The sequence below is a fragment of the Streptomyces sp. NBC_01408 genome, assembly GCF_026340255.1.
Taxonomy (GTDB): Bacteria; Actinomycetota; Actinomycetes; order Streptomycetales; family Streptomycetaceae; genus Streptomyces.
Genome location: NZ_JAPEPJ010000001.1, coordinates 2,001,607 through 2,017,184, shown reverse-complemented (window position 1 = coordinate 2,017,184; position 15,578 = coordinate 2,001,607). Strand labels below are relative to the sequence as shown.

The window sequence follows — 15,578 nt, the reverse complement described above, 5'->3', positions numbered from 1 at the left end:
AAGCAACGACCAGCCACCCATCACCCTGCACCTCGAGAGGAACAAGTTCACTGGGGCCGGCATCGCGAAGATAAGACCTTTACGGCCGTACCTTCAGATACCCAACAACGTGCCAGGCACCAGCCGTCCTCCGAACTCTCTTTCCACGCCGAAGCAGTACTCGAGAACCATCAGATCGTCTGGCGCCAAATAATCAACGTTCCACCCATGAGCTGACCGTGCAGAACATTTGTCTGCAATCGGTACTGTGCTCCTTAGAAAGGAGGTGATCCAGCCGCACCTTCCGGTACGGCTACCTTGTTACGACTTCGTCCCAATCGCCAGTCCCACCTTCGACAGCTCCCTCCCTTACGGGTTGGGCCACCGGCTTCGGGTGTTACCGACTTTCGTGACGTGACGGGCGGTGTGTACAAGGCCCGGGAACGTATTCACCGCAGCAATGCTGATCTGCGATTACTAGCAACTCCGACTTCATGGGGTCGAGTTGCAGACCCCAATCCGAACTGAGACCGGCTTTTTGAGATTCGCTCCACCTCACGGTATCGCAGCTCATTGTACCGGCCATTGTAGCACGTGTGCAGCCCAAGACATAAGGGGCATGATGACTTGACGTCGTCCCCACCTTCCTCCGAGTTGACCCCGGCGGTCTCCTGTGAGTCCCCATCACCCCGAAGGGCATGCTGGCAACACAGGACAAGGGTTGCGCTCGTTGCGGGACTTAACCCAACATCTCACGACACGAGCTGACGACAGCCATGCACCACCTGTATACCGACCACAAGGGGGGCACTATCTCTAATGCTTTCCGGTATATGTCAAGCCTTGGTAAGGTTCTTCGCGTTGCGTCGAATTAAGCCACATGCTCCGCTGCTTGTGCGGGCCCCCGTCAATTCCTTTGAGTTTTAGCCTTGCGGCCGTACTCCCCAGGCGGGGAACTTAATGCGTTAGCTGCGGCACCGACGACGTGGAATGTCGCCAACACCTAGTTCCCAACGTTTACGGCGTGGACTACCAGGGTATCTAATCCTGTTCGCTCCCCACGCTTTCGCTCCTCAGCGTCAGTAATGGCCCAGAGATCCGCCTTCGCCACCGGTGTTCCTCCTGATATCTGCGCATTTCACCGCTACACCAGGAATTCCGATCTCCCCTACCACACTCTAGCTAGCCCGTATCGAATGCAGACCCGAGGTTAAGCCTCGGGCTTTCACATCCGACGTGACAAGCCGCCTACGAGCTCTTTACGCCCAATAATTCCGGACAACGCTTGCGCCCTACGTATTACCGCGGCTGCTGGCACGTAGTTAGCCGGCGCTTCTTCTGCAGGTACCGTCACTTTCGCTTCTTCCCTGCTGAAAGAGGTTTACAACCCGAAGGCCGTCATCCCTCACGCGGCGTCGCTGCATCAGGCTTTCGCCCATTGTGCAATATTCCCCACTGCTGCCTCCCGTAGGAGTCTGGGCCGTGTCTCAGTCCCAGTGTGGCCGGTCGCCCTCTCAGGCCGGCTACCCGTCGTCGCCTTGGTGGGCCATTACCCCACCAACAAGCTGATAGGCCGCGGGCTCATCCTTCACCGCCGGAGCTTTCAACCCCCGCCCATGCAGGCAGGAGTGGTATCCGGTATTAGACCCCGTTTCCAGGGCTTGTCCCAGAGTGAAGGGCAGATTGCCCACGTGTTACTCACCCGTTCGCCACTAATCCACCCCGAAGGGCTTCATCGTTCGACTTGCATGTGTTAAGCACGCCGCCAGCGTTCGTCCTGAGCCAGGATCAAACTCTCCATGAATGTTTACCCGTAATCGGGTTCACACACACGAAAGAGCGGGCCAGTCTTGGTCGGAATAAGACCGACTGACCACAACGTCCTCGCTGTGTTTGTTGCCTGCAAGCACTCCACAAGGAAGCCTCACAGGTCTTTTTCAAAGGAACCTCATCCACCGAAGTGGACGGGGTATCAACTTTTGGCGTTGATTTTTGGCACGCTGTTGAGTTCTCAAGGAACGGACGCTTCCTTTGTACTCACCCTCTCGGGCTTTCCTCCGGGCTTCGTTCTTCGTTTCCGACTCTATCAGACTCTTTCGTGTCCGATTCCCGGTCGAAGCGGGTTTCGCTTTCCAGGTTTCCGCTTTCGCGTTTCCCTTTCCGGCGAGTCCGACTCTATCAGATCCTTTCGGGCCTGACCCTCAGTCAGTGAGGTTTGCGTTCCGGGCTGTTGGGCCCTTCCGACGAGTGAGACAGTAGCGGATTCCCGGCCGCCGAACCTAATCGGCGGCCGCGTCCCGTGGACACGGATTCCTCATTCGCAAATACGCATGAAAAAGAGACGACACAGTGCGTCGTTCGTTCGAATGTGTAGTGCGGGATGGCTGTCCGGGGACCGACCGGGGTCGGCGCTCACTTCGGACAACTCGAAGAACCTTACGGATCGGGCACATCTGTGTCAACCCCCGGCTGACCGGCGAGCGTCAGGTGCGTGAACTTCCCCCCGTCTTCCTCCCCTTCCGCCTACGCTGGGTCCATGACTACGCATGCGCTCACGCTCAACCTGCGTTGGTGGGCCGCCTGACGGCGGCTGACCTTCTGCGCGAGCACGCATGCGCTCCACGGCCGCCGCTTCGGCGGCCGTTCTCGTTTCTCCCCTCCCGGGGAGTGGCTCGGTCGCCCGGCGCGGCGGTACCGACACCACTCACACGGACAAGAGGGAGAGCAGGACATGACGAGGATCTTCAGCGGGGTCAAGCCGTCGGGGCATCTGACGCTGGGCAACTACCTGGGGGCCGTCCGGCAGTGGGTCGCCGCCGACCAGCAGCCGGACGAGGCGCTGTTCTGCGTCGTGGACCTGCACGCGCTGACCGTCGAGCACGATCCGGCCCGCGTACGTCGTCTCAGTCGGCAGGCGGCGACGTTGCTGCTCGCCGCCGGGCTGGATCCGCAGCGGTGCACGCTCTTCGTGCAGAGCCACGTCGACGAGCACACGCGGCTGGCGTACCTGCTGGAGTGCACCGCGGGCGACGGGGAGCTGCGGCGGATGATCCAGTACAAGGAGAAGGCTGCGAAGGCGCAGGCGGCCGGGGACGGCGTACGGCTGTCACTGCTCACCTATCCCGTGCTGATGGCCGCCGACATCCTCGCGTACCGGACGGACGAGGTGCCGGTCGGTGAGGACCAGCGGCAGCACGTGGAGCTGACCCGGGATCTGGCGGTGCGCTTCAACCAGCGGTACGGGCACACCTTCACCGTGCCGAAGGCGACGCACCCGAAGGTGGCGGCGCGGGTCATGGACCTTCAGGAGCCGACGTCGAAGATGGGGAAGTCCCATGAGAACGGGGCCGGGATCGTCTATCTGCTCGATGAGCCCGGGGTCGTCGCCAAGAAGGTGATGCGGGCCGTCACCGACAGCGGGGACGGCGGGGTGGTCTACGACCGGGAGGCGCGGCCCGGGGTCGCGAACCTGCTCGATCTGCTGGCCGCCTGCACCGGCGGGGATCCCGCGGTGCTCGCGGAGGGCTACACCGGCTACGGGGCGCTCAAGCGGGACGTCGCCGACGCGGTGGTGGAGCTGCTGCGGCCCGTACAGGAGCGGCACGCGGAGCTCGTGGCCGATCCGGGCGCGGTGGAGAAGGTGCTGCGGGAGGGCGCCGGGCGGGCGAGGGCGCTGGCGCGGCCGGTGGTGGACCGGGCGTACGAGGCCATCGGGCTGCTCGCGCCGTGACGGGGCCGGGTACGGGCTTCCGCTCGCGCGGGGGCCCGTACCCGTGGGTCCGGCCGGTCAGCTGTTGCCGGAGGCGAGTTCGCGGCTGCGGTCGCGGGCCGCTTCGAGGGCGGCGATCAGGGCCGCCCGTACGCCGTGCTTCTCCAGCTCCACGATCGCGTTGATCGTCGTACCGGCCGGGGAGGTGACGGCCTCGCGGAGCTTGACCGGGTGTTCGCCGCTGTCGCGGAGCATCACGGCGGCACCGATGGCGGCCTGGACGATCAGGTCGTGGGCCTGGGCCCGGGGCAGGCCGAGGAGGATGCCGGCGTCGGTCATGGCCTCGACGAGGAAGTAGAAGTAGGCGGGGCCGGAGCCGGAGAGGGCGGTGGCCGCGTCCTGCTGGGACTCGGGGACGCGCAGGGTCTTGCCGACGCCGCCGAAGATCTCCTCGGTGTGCAGGAGGTGGGCTGCGGTGGCGTGGCTGCCGGCGGAGATGACGGACATGGCCTCGTCGACGAGGGCGGGGGTGTTCGTCATGACGCGGACGACGGGGGTGCCGGGGGCGAGCCGCTCCTCGAAGAAGGAGGTGGGGATGCCGGCGGCTCCGCTGATGACCAGGCGGTCGGCGGGGACGTGCGGGGCGAGTTCCTCCAGGAGCTTGCCCATGTCCTGCGGCTTGACGGTGAGGATGAGGGTGTCGGCGCGCTTGGCGGCCTCGGCGTTGCTGACGGCCTCGACGCCGTAGCGGGTGTGGAGTTCCTCGGCGCGTTCCGGGCGGCGGGCGGTGACGAGGAGCTTCGAGGCGGGCCAGCCGCCCCGGATCATCCCGCTGAGCAGGGCCTCGCCGATCTTGCCGGTACCGAGGACTGCGACTGTCTGGGTCATGCCCGATTCACCTCGCCGAACGTTGTTGCACGCGTGCTGCGGATACCTCCTCATCCTTGCACCCGTGCACGTGGGTACGGGTGGTGTGTCCGGCCTGTGGGCGTCGGGTCCGTGGGGGTCAGGGCGTCCGGCGGCGGAGGGTGGCGGCGCCGAGGACGAGGACGAGCAGGGCGCAGGCGGCGACGATCACGGCGTCGCGGACGAAGTCGGCGGTCATGTCGGTGTGGGTGAGGACCTGGGTCATGCCGTCGACGGCGTAGGACATCGGCAGGACGTCGGAGATGCCTTCGAGGACGGGGTGCATCGTGTCGCGGGCGGCGAAGAGTCCGCAGAGCAGCAGCTGGGGGAAGATCACCGCCGGCATGAACTGGACGGCCTGGAACTCGGAGGCCGCGAAGGCGGAGACGAAGAGGCCGAGGGCGGTGCCGAGGAGCGCGTCGAGGAGGGCGACGAGCAGGAGCAGCCAGGGGGAGCCGACGACGTCCAGGCCGAGGACCGAGAGGGCGAGGCCGGTGGCGAGGAGGGACTGGACGACGGCGACGGCGCCGAAGGCGAGGGCGTAGCCGGCGATGAGGTCGCCCTTGCCGAGCGGCATGGCGAGGAGGCGCTCCAGGGTGCCGGAGGTGCGTTCGCGCAGGGTGGCGATGGAGGTCACCAGGAACATCGTGATGAGGGGGAAGATCCCGAGGAGCGAGGCTCCGATGCCGTCGAAGGTGCGCGGGCTGCCGTCGAAGACGAAGCGCAGCAGGGTCAGCATCAGTACGGGAACCAGGAGCATCAGTGCGATGGAGCGCGGGTCGTGGCCCAGCTGGCGCAGGACCCGGGCCGCGGTGGCGGTGGTGCGGGCGCCGTTCATTGCGGTCGTGACGGTCATCGCGTCTCCCGGGAGAGTGCGTTGGCCTCGTCGACGAGGCGGAGGAAGCCTTCCTCGACGGTGGCGGAGCGGGTGCGGGTGCGCAGGGCGTCGGGGGTGTCCTGGGCGAGGATGCTGCCCTCGCGCATGAGGAGCAGTTCGTGGCAGCGCTCGGCCTCGTCCATCACGTGGGAGGAGACGAGGATCGTGGTGCCGCGGGTGGCGGTGATGTCGTGGAAGAGGTTCCACAGGTCGCGGCGCAGTACGGGGTCGAGGCCGACGGTGGGTTCGTCGAGGACCAGCAGTTCGGGGGTGCCGAGGAGGGCGACGGCGAGGGAGACGCGGCTGCGCTGGCCGCCGGAGAGGTTCCCGGCGAGGGCGTCGGCGTGGGTGGTGAGGTCGACGTCGGTGACGGCGCGGGTGACGGAGGCGGCGCGGCGGTCGGCGGCGGCGCGGCCGGGGTCGAGGATCGCAGCGAAGTAGTCGAGGTTCTGCCGGACGGTGAGGTCGTCGTAGACGGAGGGTGCCTGGGTGACGTAGCCGATGCGGGAGCGGAGCTCGGGGTGGCCGGCGGGGCGGCCGAGGACGTCGAGGGTGCCGGTGACGTTGGCCTGGCTGCCGACGACGGCGCGCATGAGGGTGGACTTTCCGCAGCCGGAGGGGCCGAGGAGGCCGGTGATGCGGCCGCGGGGGACGTCGAAGGCGATGGAGTCGATGACGGTGCGCGGAGTGCGGCCGGCGCCGCGGCGGACGGTGAGGCCGTGGGCGTGGACGGCGGCCGGGTTGGGAGGCGGGGCCCCTTCCGCCTGGTTATTCATCATGTGATGAATAATGCTCCTGGCTGTGCCGGGCCGTCAACCGGTGCGGCGGGTCCCGTACGGGGCCGGGGCTGGAGGTGAAGGGTGGGGGTGGGGGCGGGGCCGGCCGGGAGGTGAGGTGGGGCGGAGCCGGCCGGCGGGCCGGTTACTTCTTGCGCTTGGGGCGCCGCGCGGCCGGGTTGCCCGTACGGGAGCTGCGGCGGCGTGCGAATTCGGCCACGGCGCGCTCGTACTCGGCGCGGCGCAGGCCCTCGCCCGGGGCCTCGAAGAAGCAGCGGATGAAGTACGCGATGAGGGAGCCGATGAAACCGATCGCCTTGAGTCCCTTGAGGGCGGCCTCGTCCGAGGACGGGGCCGGGCGGCTGCTGAAGGACGCCCAGGTCTTGATGAAGGCGATGGAGCTGGCGATCGCGAAGAGGACGACGACGGAGATGCTGAGGAACGGGCCGACGTTGCCGATCTCCATGCCCTCGTAGGCGAAGCGGAGCAGGAAGGTGCTGACGACGGCGATGGCCAGCGAGACGAAGGCGGCGGCGGCGCGGCGCACGGCGTAGCCGCCGTCGTGCTCCACCCAGGTCGTCCCGAAGAAGTGGATCGGCTCGGGCTCGGGGCCGACGGGGGCCGCCGGGACCGGCGCGGCGGGGGTCTGGTCTCGCTGGTCGTCGCTCACATCAGCGATTATCCCCGCCGGGCCGGCCGGGCCGGGGCGTGTCTCACGTGTCAGAACGGTGACGGCCCGGGAGCCGGGCCGAAGGACACGGCCACGACGCTAGCTGCACTGTGCGGCCACGTAGCCGTCGCTGCCCGTCCTGACGTAGGCGTCCGAGACGAACTGGCCGTTGCCGACGCAGTCCCAGAGGTTCGTCGTCCCGTACGGGCCCGAGACGGTGGTGCCCTCGCACTGGCAGCGGATCGTGACCGAGGCGCCGAGCGGCAGGACGCTCACCACCGAGTAGCCGGTACCCGGACCGCTGCGCACCTTGAGCTGGACTCCGGGCGCGACCGGATAGCTCGGGTAACCGGACGCTGCGGCAAGGCCCTGTACCCCGTCCTGGACTTGGTCCAGCTCTCCCTCAACCGACATGTGAACTCCCCCCTTGGAGCATGGCGCTCTGCAACTCGCGCAGGGTAGCAGGCCCATACCGATTCATATGCGCCATCGACTAGGCTCCGGCGGGGGTGGTCGGCAGTGCATTCACTGCGCGCGGAACGGGCCGGTTTTCCGGAGTACGCCGGGCAGTACCGGCTGGAATCCGTGCTGGGTTCCGGCGGCATGGGCGTCGTGCACCTGGCCACCTCGGCGTCCGGGCTGCGGCTCGCGGTCAAGGTCGTCCACGCGCAGCACGCGGTGGATCCGGAGTTCCGGGCACGGTTCCGGCAGGAGGTCGCCGCCGCGCGGCGGGTCAGCGGGGCGTTCACCGCGCCGGTCGTGGACGCGGATCCGCTGGCCGAACGGCCCTGGATGGCCACGCTGTTCATCGACGCCCCGACGCTCGCGGAGCGCGTACGGGAGCGGCCGCTCGACGGGGCCGAGGCGGCCCGGCTCGGCGCCGGGCTGGCGGAGGCACTCCGGGACATCCACCGGGCCGGTGTGGTGCACCGGGACCTGAAGCCCAGCAATGTCCTGATGGCGCCCGACGGGGTACGGGTCATCGACTTCGGGATCTCGCGGCCGGTCGACAGCGACCTGCGGACCGAGACCGGGAAGCTGATCGGGACGCCGCCGTTCATGGCGCCGGAGCAGTTCCAGCGGCCGCGGGAGGTGGGGCCCGCCGCGGACGTGTTCGCGATGGGCGCCGTACTGGTGCACGCGCTGACCGGGCGCGGGCCCTTCGACTCCGAGAGCCACTACCTCGTCGCCTACCAGGTGGTGCACAGCGAGCCCGATCTGACGGGGGTGCCGGACGCGCTCGCGCCGGTCCTCGCCCGCTGCCTCGCGAAGGACCCCGCCGACCGGCCGACCCCCGACGCCCTGCTCGGCGAGCTGCGGGCGGCCGCGTACCCGACGGGCGAGGACACCCGGGCCTTCGTCCCGCAGCCCCGCCGGCCCCTCTCGGCCGGGGCCCGGACCGGCCCCGCGGCTGCCGCCGACGCGCTCACGCACCGGCGGGTACGGCCCCCCGCCCCCGTGAAGGCCCCGGGGCGGCGGCCGCGGCGGACCGCCGTGGCGCTGGCGCTCGGGCTGCTGCTGACCGGCGGGGCCGTCGGAGCCTACGCACACTTCGCGGCCGGCCAGGCCAGCGGCGGGCGCGGGGCCGCGCAGCAGATCGGCCCGGCCGCCGGGACGCAGCCGCCGGCCGCCGCCCCCTGGTCGGCCTCGCTGCCCGACGCCGGACCCCGGAAGGCGGTGTCCTCCTGCTCCTGGGCGGCCGCGGCCCTCTACTGCTCGGCGCCGGGGCTCGTCGCGGCCCGGCTGGAGGAGGCCGACGGCGGCGTGACCTGGTCCGTGCGCACGCCCGGTACGGGTCCGCGTACGGCGGGCGCCACCACGGTCGTGCCCGTCGCGAGCGGCGGACTCGTCCTGGCCATGGGCCCCGGCAGCGGGCTGCTCCAGGCGCTGGATCCGGCCACGGGCGCGGTGCGGTGGAAGAAGGAGGTGGCGGCGGACGTCCGCGTACTGGCGTCGGGGGCGACCGTGCTGGTCGCGACGGCGGACGGGAACGTCACGGCGCTCGACGCGAAGACCGGCGGCGTGAGCTGGGACAAGCGCTTGGGACGGCTGGGGTCCGTGTGGTTCACCGGCCAGGAGCAGCCCGACGGCGGGCAGGACCTCTACGTGTCGACGCGCGCCGACGACGGCGCGTCCTCGCAGATCTCGGCGGTCGACCCGGCCACCGGCGGAGTGCGGTGGCAGCTGCGCGCGCCGGGAATGCTCCGGCCGGTCGGAGTCGCGCAGGGCAGCCTGCACCTGCTGGCCGGTGATCTGCAGGGGATGACGGGCGCGGTCGTGCGCGTCGACCTCGGGACGCGCGCGGTACGGCGTACCGCGCTGTCGGTCGGGCAGTTGCAGGCGGAGGCGGCGGTCGGGCCCGACGGGGTGGCGTACCTGATCGGCATGTCCGGTGCGCTGACCGCGGTCGGTCCGGAACGGGAGGCGTGGCGGCTGGAGACGGCCGTGGCCTCGGCGTCGCGGCCGGTCGTCGCCGACGGGCGGCTGTACCTGATGGCGGCGGACGGCCGGCTGATCGCGGTGGACGCCGCGGCGGGCCGGCTGATCGGGCAGACGGACCCCCGGATGGGCACCGGCCAGGGCACCTACAACGCGACGGTGCCCGCGCCGGTGACCGGCGGCGGGCGGGTGTTCGCGAGCGCGCCCGACGGGTCGGTCTTCGCGGTGGACGCCGCGAACCCCGCCGGGTGGTGAACAGCGCGACGGCCCCGTCCGACCGGGTCGGGCGGGGCCGTGCGGTGCGCAGGGGCCGTGCGGTGCGCAGGGGGCGTCAGGACAGAAGGCTCACGTCGCGGACGGCGCCCTTGTCGGCGCTGGTGGCCATCGCCGCGTAGGCGCGCAGGGCCGCGGAGACCTTGCGCTCGCGGTTCTTCGGGGCGTAGACGCCGCCCAGGGCCTCGTGGCGGGCCGCCAGGGTGGCTTCGTCGACGAGGAGCTCGATCGTCCGGTTCGGGATGTCGATGCGGATCCGGTCGCCGTCCTCGACGACCGCGATGTCGCCGCCCGAGGCCGCCTCCGGGGAGGCGTGGCCGATGGAGAGGCCCGAGGTGCCGCCGGAGAAGCGGCCGTCCGTCACCAGGGCGCAGACCTTGCCGAGGCCGCGGCCCTTGAGGAAGGACGTCGGGTAGAGCATCTCCTGCATGCCGGGGCCGCCGCGCGGGCCCTCGTAGCGGATGACGACGACGTCGCCCGCCTTGATCTCCTTGCGGAGGATCTTGTCGACGGCCTCGTCCTGCGACTCGCAGACGACGGCCGGGCCCTCGAAGGTCCAGATCGACTCGTCGACACCGGCGGTCTTGACGACGCACCCGTCCACGGCGATGTTGCCGCGCAGCACGGCGAGGCCGCCGTCCTTGGAGTACGCGTGCTGCACCGAGCGGATGCAGCCGCCCTCGGCGTCGAGGTCGAGGTTGTCCCAGCGCTCGGACTGGGAGAAGGCGGTGGCGGAACGCTTGCAGCCGGGGGCCGCGTGCCACAGCTCCATGGCCGTCTCGCTCGCCGTGCCGGAGCGGGCGTCCCACTTCGCGAGCCAGTCCTCCAGGCCGTCCGAGTGGACGGTGGTGACGTCCTTGTTGAGGAGCCCGCCGCGGTGCAGCTCGCCGAGGATGGCGGGGATGCCGCCGGCCCGGTGGATGTCCTCCATGTAGTACGTGCCGCCGGGCGCGACGTTCGGCGCGACCTTGGACAGGCACGGGACGCGGCGCGAGACGGCGTCGATGTCGGTCAGGTCGTAGTCCAGACCGGCTTCCTGCGCGGCGGCCAGCAGGTGCAGGATCGTGTTCGTCGAGCCGCCCATCGCGATGTCGAGGGCCATGGCGTTCTCGAAGGCCTCGCGGGTGGCGATGTTGCGCGGGAGGACCGACTCGTCGCCGTCCTCGTAATACCGCTTGGTGATCTCCACGACCGTCCGGCCGGCGTCCTCGTACAGGGCGCGGCGCGCGGTGTGGGTGGCGAGGACCGAGCCGTTGCCGGGGAGGGCGAGGCCGATGGCCTCGGCGAGGCAGTTCATGGAGTTGGCGGTGAACATGCCGGAACACGAGCCGCAGGTGGGGCAGGCATTCTCCTCGATCCGCAGCACGTCCTCGTCGGAGACGTTCTCGTTGGAGGCGTCGACCATGGCGTCGATCAGGTCGAGCTTGCGGACGGTGCCGTCGACGAGGATGGCCTGCCCGGCCTCCATCGGGCCGCCGGACACGAACACGACGGGGATGTTGAGGCGCATCGCGGCCATCAGCATCCCGGGCGTGATCTTGTCGCAGTTGGAGATGCAGATCAGCGCGTCGGCGCAGTGCGCCTCGACCATGTACTCCACGGAGTCCGCGATCAGGTCGCGCGAGGGCAGCGAGTACAGCATCCCGCCGTGCCCCATGGCGATGCCGTCGTCGACGGCGATCGTGTTGAACTCCCGCGGGATCGCGCCCGCCTCCCGGATGGCGTCGGAGACGATCCGGCCGACCGGGGCCAGGTGGGTGTGGCCGGGGACGAACTCGGTGAAGGAGTTGGCGACCGCGATGATCGGCTTCCCGATGTCCTCGCTCGCTACGCCCGACGCGCGCATAAGGGCGCGGGCGCCCGCCATGTTGCGGCCGTGGGTGACGGTGCGGGACCTGAGCTCGGGCATCGGGTTCACTCCCCAGGGGTGCGGCTGCGCCGACCGCGGCCGCGACGGTAGACAGGAATCTGTTACGAGGCTACCGCTTGCCGCCCGGGATGCGGACGGCACGTCCGGATGCCGGGACGCGAGGGTCAGCCAGCGGTCACTCTTCGGTCAGGTAGCGCTGGAGCGTGGGGGCGACCAGGGTGACGATGGCCTCCGGGTCCGCGGACGCGAGGGGCTCGACCTGGACGACGTAGCGCACGATCGCGATGCCGATCATGTGGGAGGCGGCCAGCTCGGCGCGGAACGTCGGGTCGGGGACCTTGAGGTCGGCGGCGACCCGCTCCAGGACCTTGCGCAGGACCAGCCCGCGCAGGACCTTCGCTGCGGCCTCGTGGGTGAGCGCCGACCGCAGGACGGCGAGCAGGGGCGCACGGGTGACCGGGTTCTCCCAGATCCCCAGGAAGTACCTGGCCAGCCGCTCGCCGATGCCGTCCGGGCCCTCGCCGAGGATCGCCGGGACCACCAGGGCGGGCTCCATGCTCACCTCGATGGCGGCGGCGAACAGGTCTTCCTTGCTGCCGAAGTAGTGGTGCACCAGCGCCGGGTCCACGCCCGCCACCTTCGCGATGCCGCGTACGGACGTCTTGTCGTACCCGCGCTCCGCGAACACCTCGCGGGCGGCGAGCCGGATGCGCTCCTGGGTGCCGGGGCCCTCCTCGGCCTCGTCCTGGCGGGGCCGGCCGGGGCCGCGGCGGCGCGGCTTCGCGGGCCCGGTCACGGGCGGCGGGCCGGGGGCCGGGCGGCGGGGGTGCCGGGGGTGGTGGCGGGGGTGCCGGCCGCGGTGGCGAGGTGCAGGCGGGTGTAGGCCAGGGCTTCGGCGAGGTCGGCCTCGCGCTCGGCGGAGGACATGGCCCGCCGCGTGTTGACCTCGATCACCACGTGCCCGTCGAAGGAGGTCCGGGCGAGCCGCTCCAGCAGCTCGGCGCAGGGCTGCGTACCCCGGCCGGGGACCAGGTGCTCGTCCTTGGCCGAACCGTTTCCGTCGGCGAGGTGGACGTGCGCGAGGCGGTCGCCCATCCGGTCGATCATCGCGGTGGCGTCCGTCCGGGCGGTCGCGGTGTGCGACAGGTCGACGGTGAAGTGCCGGTAGTCGTCCTTCGTCACGTCCCACTCGGGCGCGTACGCGAGCATCTCGCGGTCGCGGTAGCGCCAGGGGTACATGTTCTCGACGGCGAACCGCACGTCGGTCTCGTCCGCCATCCGCCAGATGCCGGTGACGAAGTCGCGGGAGTACTGGCGCTGCCAGCGGAAGGGCGGATGCACGACGACGGTCGACGCCCCGAGCCGCTCCGCCGCCGCCTGCGCCCGCTGGAGCTTGGTCCAGGGATCCGTGGACCACACGCGCTGGGTGATGAGAAGGCACGGCGCGTGAATGGCCAGGATCGGCACCTGGTGGTGGTCGGACAGCCGCCGCAGGGCGTCGACGTCCTGACTGACCGGATCCGTCCAGACCATGACCTCGACGCCGTCGTACCCGAGGCGCGCGGCGATCTCGAAGGCGGTCGCCGTCGACTCCGGATAGACCGAGGCGGTGGAGAGGGCGACTTTCGCGGTCGGTGTACGGACTGGTTCTGCCACGCAGACAGGTTACGGGGCCGCCGCCCGCCCGGTACGTGACGGCCGCCACGCGAGCCCGGCCCGACGGCCGCCGGAGCGGAGCCGCCGACGCTGCCGAACGGTCCGGGACGCCGGGTGCGCCGGGCCGCCGGCTTCAAGGACGCCTGGACCGCCACCCGACACCGCCACCCCGGCTTCGCCTGCTGCCAGGCCCCCGACCTGCGCAACGACACCTCCAGCCTCACCCAGCGCATCGACTACGTGCTCTTCCGCGGCAAGATCACCGCGCTGAGGGCCGACCGGGTGGGCGAGGTCCCGGCCGACCGCACCCCGTCAGGTCTGTGGGCTCTCCGACCACGCCGGAGTCACGAGCAGGCTCCGACTCCGCTGAGGCCCGGCGGCACGAGGCCGCCGTCGCCGTGCGGTGCGGTGCGGTGCGGTGCGGTGCGGTGCGGTGCGGTGCGGTGCGGTGCGGTGCGGTGCGGTGCGGTGCGGTGCGGTGCGGTGCGGTGCGGTGCGAGACCATGGTCGCCGACCCGCAGCTGACGAACTCGCTCAGGATTAGGCTCTCCCCATGACAATTCGCGCGGTGGTCTTCGATGTCGGCGAGTGCCTGGTGGACGAGACCCGGGAGTACGGCACTTGGGCCGACTGGCTCGACGTTCCACGGCACACCTTCGCCGCGATGTTCGGCGCCGTCATCGCCCAGGGTGGCGACTACCGCGAGACCTTCCAGGCCTTCCGGCCCGGCTTCGACCTGTACGAGCAGCGCGAGGCCCGCGCGACCGCCGGGCAGCCCGAACACTTCGACGAGAGCGACCTGTACGCCGACGTCCGCCCCGCCCTCTCCCGGCTGCGCGCCGACGGGCTGTGGCTGGGCATCGCCGGAAACCAGACCGTCCGTGCGGGAGGAATCCTCCGGCACCTCTTCTCCACGGACGTGGACCTGATCGGCACCTCGGACGACTGGGGAGCCAGCAAGCCGGATCCGGAGTTCTTCGTCCGCGTGGCCAAGGCGGTCCCTTTCGCCCCGGACGAGATCCTCTACGTGGGCGACCGTGTCGACAACGATCTGCGCCCCGCAGTCGCCGCGGGCATGCACAGTGCCTTGATCCGACGCGGCCCCTGGGCCACCATCCAGTGGGAGACGGAAGAGGCCACAACACTCCCGACCTTCAGGATCGACACTCTCCTCGACCTCCCCGACCGGATCACCGAGTTCAACGCGTCAGCACACTGAGCGTCGTTCCCCAGCCGTAGAGCCGGTCATCGAGATCGCGTACGCACTGCTCGTGCTGCCACGCGGCGAGCGCGCGCCGCGCCTCCCTGACCCGCTCCATCCCGGTGGCGTACCAATGCGTCTCCAACTGGTCCAGTGCACGAATCGCGTACACGCAGGCGGCTTCGGGCGCCCCGGCTGCTGCCTCGACGGCTGCCAGGTCGCCCAGGACCACTGTCCGCTGCTTGTCCGCGTCCGCCGGGAGGGTGTCCAACACGCCAAGGAGGGTCTCCCTGGCCTGCGGGAGATGTCCTGCAATGAGCTGGGTGTTCCCCTTGAACGCCGCCAGCCGGACCGGGCTGAACCAATCCATCCACTCCGGCAAGGCGTGCTCCGGCCCGGCGGTCAGGACTTCCTCGCCGTGGGCGATCAGGTTCAGGGCGGTCCTCAGATGCTTGCACCTCGTCTCACACTCGGCCTCGACCGCGTCGAGCCACGCCAGGAACTCCCCGGAAGCCGGTCCACGGCGGGCGTAGGTTCGGGCCATCAGCATCCGCTCAGCGGCTCCAGCACGGTCGCCGCCCCATCCCGGTACGAAAGCCTTGTGGGCAAGGACTGCGGCGCCGAGCAGCGGGTCGTCCGCCTCACCCGCCGCCTGAAGCGCGCGAAGCCAGGTGTCATCCGCTTGCTGGGGCTCACGTAGATCGAAGAACTCGATGCGCCCGGCGAGGAGAAAGGACTCGGCCAGCGCAGTGGCGACAGCTTGCCGAGTCGCCCCGGCGGTGGCAGGCAGGAGTGCGCCACCGAGCGCCGCATGGGCACTGACCGCAGGGTGGAGCACGGCCGGGGCGACGGTCCAGTAGAGGCGCCGGTGTGCCCGTGTCACGGCCAGGTAGTCAGCGGCCGCGCTGGCCGGCTGCGTCGAGGCGGCGTTCTGCATGGAAACCCTCGGCGAGGAGCCAGGAGACGCGACGCGCGCCACGCGGCTCGTGACGGCACGATCGTGCCCGGCGGGCGGCGTGAAGCCGAGTGACTCAACGTCCTGGCCGAGTAGCTCGGTCAACGCCTGCTGCGCCCCGGGGTACGGCCACGGCGGCGTGTCGGATTCCCACCGCCGGACCTGCCGAACATCGATGGAGAGGCCTCGCTCGGCGAGCGCATGGACGAGGGCCTGCTGCGAGACGTACCCGGCAGCCATGCGAGCGGCCTTGAAGCGGACGTTCCC

The 15,578-nt window shown here is 70.2% G+C and carries 13 protein-coding genes and 1 rRNA gene; 4 read left to right on the top strand and 10 right to left on the bottom strand.

Translation table 11 applies throughout. The annotated features are described in order from the left end of the window. Positions 1-258 precede the first annotated feature (258 nt). Positions 259-1,783 (bottom strand): 16S ribosomal RNA (locus tag OG447_RS09475). A gap of 927 nt (positions 1,784-2,710) precedes the next feature. Between OG447_RS09475 and trpS the strand changes: the two genes are divergently transcribed. Continuing rightward, positions 2,711-3,709 (top strand): tryptophan--tRNA ligase, encoded by a 999-nt coding sequence (gene trpS, locus OG447_RS09470; RefSeq protein ID WP_266936036.1) that lies wholly within the window; start codon positions 2,711-2,713, stop codon positions 3,707-3,709. A 57-nt stretch (positions 3,710-3,766) separates the two neighbouring features. Here the strand turns inward: trpS and proC are convergent, their stop codons facing one another. The 5 genes from proC to OG447_RS09445 all read right to left on the bottom strand — a co-directional run bounded on the left by proC (position 3,767) and on the right by OG447_RS09445 (position 7,331). Continuing rightward, positions 3,767-4,576: a pyrroline-5-carboxylate reductase gene (gene proC, locus OG447_RS09465; protein WP_266936035.1), complete on the bottom strand. Its 810-nt coding sequence runs from the start codon at positions 4,574-4,576 to the stop codon at positions 3,767-3,769. Positions 4,577-4,694: 118 nt separating this feature from the next. Next, positions 4,695-5,450, bottom strand: a complete 756-nt coding sequence (locus OG447_RS09460; protein ID WP_266936034.1) for an ABC transporter permease — start codon at positions 5,448-5,450, stop codon at positions 4,695-4,697. Further along, positions 5,447-6,250: an ABC transporter ATP-binding protein gene (locus tag OG447_RS09455; RefSeq protein WP_266936033.1), complete on the bottom strand. Its 804-nt coding sequence runs from the start codon at positions 6,248-6,250 to the stop codon at positions 5,447-5,449. The genes OG447_RS09460 and OG447_RS09455 overlap by 4 nt, the downstream gene beginning before the upstream one ends. A gap of 142 nt (positions 6,251-6,392) precedes the next feature. Continuing rightward, complete coding sequence (locus OG447_RS09450) at positions 6,393-6,917, bottom strand: hypothetical protein (protein ID WP_266936032.1); 525 nt, start codon at positions 6,915-6,917, stop codon at positions 6,393-6,395. 99 nt (positions 6,918-7,016) lie between these two features. Further along, positions 7,017-7,331 (bottom strand): peptidase, encoded by a 315-nt coding sequence (locus OG447_RS09445; RefSeq protein WP_266936031.1) that lies wholly within the window; start codon positions 7,329-7,331, stop codon positions 7,017-7,019. Between the two features lie 105 nt (positions 7,332-7,436). Between OG447_RS09445 and OG447_RS09440 the strand changes: the two genes are divergently transcribed. Beyond that, positions 7,437-9,611, top strand: coding sequence for a serine/threonine-protein kinase (locus tag OG447_RS09440; protein WP_266936030.1), 2,175 nt, complete (start codon positions 7,437-7,439; stop codon positions 9,609-9,611). A 76-nt stretch (positions 9,612-9,687) separates the two neighbouring features. Here the strand turns inward: OG447_RS09440 and ilvD are convergent, their stop codons facing one another. The 3 genes from ilvD to OG447_RS09425 form a co-directional block, all read right to left on the bottom strand. Continuing rightward, positions 9,688-11,538: a dihydroxy-acid dehydratase gene (gene ilvD, locus OG447_RS09435; RefSeq protein WP_266936029.1), complete on the bottom strand. Its 1,851-nt coding sequence runs from the start codon at positions 11,536-11,538 to the stop codon at positions 9,688-9,690. A gap of 136 nt (positions 11,539-11,674) precedes the next feature. Then, positions 11,675-12,295 carry a TetR family transcriptional regulator gene (locus OG447_RS09430; protein ID WP_266936028.1) on the bottom strand — a complete coding sequence of 207 codons (621 nt, stop codon included), beginning with the start codon at positions 12,293-12,295 and terminating at the stop codon, positions 11,675-11,677. After that, positions 12,292-13,155 carry a sugar phosphate isomerase/epimerase gene (locus OG447_RS09425; protein WP_266936027.1) on the bottom strand — a complete coding sequence of 288 codons (864 nt, stop codon included), beginning with the start codon at positions 13,153-13,155 and terminating at the stop codon, positions 12,292-12,294. The genes OG447_RS09430 and OG447_RS09425 overlap by 4 nt, the downstream gene beginning before the upstream one ends. A 114-nt stretch (positions 13,156-13,269) precedes the next feature. Here OG447_RS09425 and OG447_RS09420 point away from each other — a divergent pair, with 114 nt between their 5' ends. Both OG447_RS09420 and OG447_RS09415 read left to right on the top strand, forming a co-directional pair. Beyond that, positions 13,270-13,680 carry a hypothetical protein gene (locus OG447_RS09420; RefSeq protein WP_266936026.1) on the top strand — a complete coding sequence of 137 codons (411 nt, stop codon included), beginning with the start codon at positions 13,270-13,272 and terminating at the stop codon, positions 13,678-13,680. Between the two features lie 28 nt (positions 13,681-13,708). Further along, entirely contained in the window at positions 13,709-14,374 is a 666-nt protein-coding gene (locus tag OG447_RS09415) for an HAD family hydrolase (protein WP_266936025.1), read from the top strand. Here OG447_RS09415 and OG447_RS09410 read toward each other — a convergent pair. After that, a complete protein-coding gene (locus OG447_RS09410; RefSeq protein ID WP_266936024.1) occupies positions 14,355-15,551 on the bottom strand; it encodes a transcriptional regulator in 1,197 nt (398 codons plus the stop codon). The two genes, OG447_RS09415 and OG447_RS09410, sit on opposite strands and share 20 nt — an antisense overlap. Positions 15,552-15,578 lie beyond the last annotated feature (27 nt).

Coding starts and splice junctions, on each gene's coding strand:
- proC (WP_266936035.1), bottom strand. CDS start 4,576: ATGACCCAGACAGTCGCAGTCCTCGGTACCGGCAAGATCGGCGAGGCC.
- OG447_RS09415 (WP_266936025.1), top strand. CDS start 13,709: ATGACAATTCGCGCGGTGGTCTTCGATGTCGGCGAGTGCCTGGTGGAC.
- ilvD (WP_266936029.1), bottom strand. CDS start 11,538: ATGCCCGAGCTCAGGTCCCGCACCGTCACCCACGGCCGCAACATGGCG.
- trpS (WP_266936036.1), top strand. CDS start 2,711: ATGACGAGGATCTTCAGCGGGGTCAAGCCGTCGGGGCATCTGACGCTG.
- OG447_RS09455 (WP_266936033.1), bottom strand. CDS start 6,250: ATGATGAATAACCAGGCGGAAGGGGCCCCGCCTCCCAACCCGGCCGCC.
- OG447_RS09460 (WP_266936034.1), bottom strand. CDS start 5,450: ATGACCGTCACGACCGCAATGAACGGCGCCCGCACCACCGCCACCGCG.
- OG447_RS09410 (WP_266936024.1), bottom strand. CDS start 15,551: ATGGCTGCCGGGTACGTCTCGCAGCAGGCCCTCGTCCATGCGCTCGCC.
- OG447_RS09445 (WP_266936031.1), bottom strand. CDS start 7,331: ATGTCGGTTGAGGGAGAGCTGGACCAAGTCCAGGACGGGGTACAGGGC.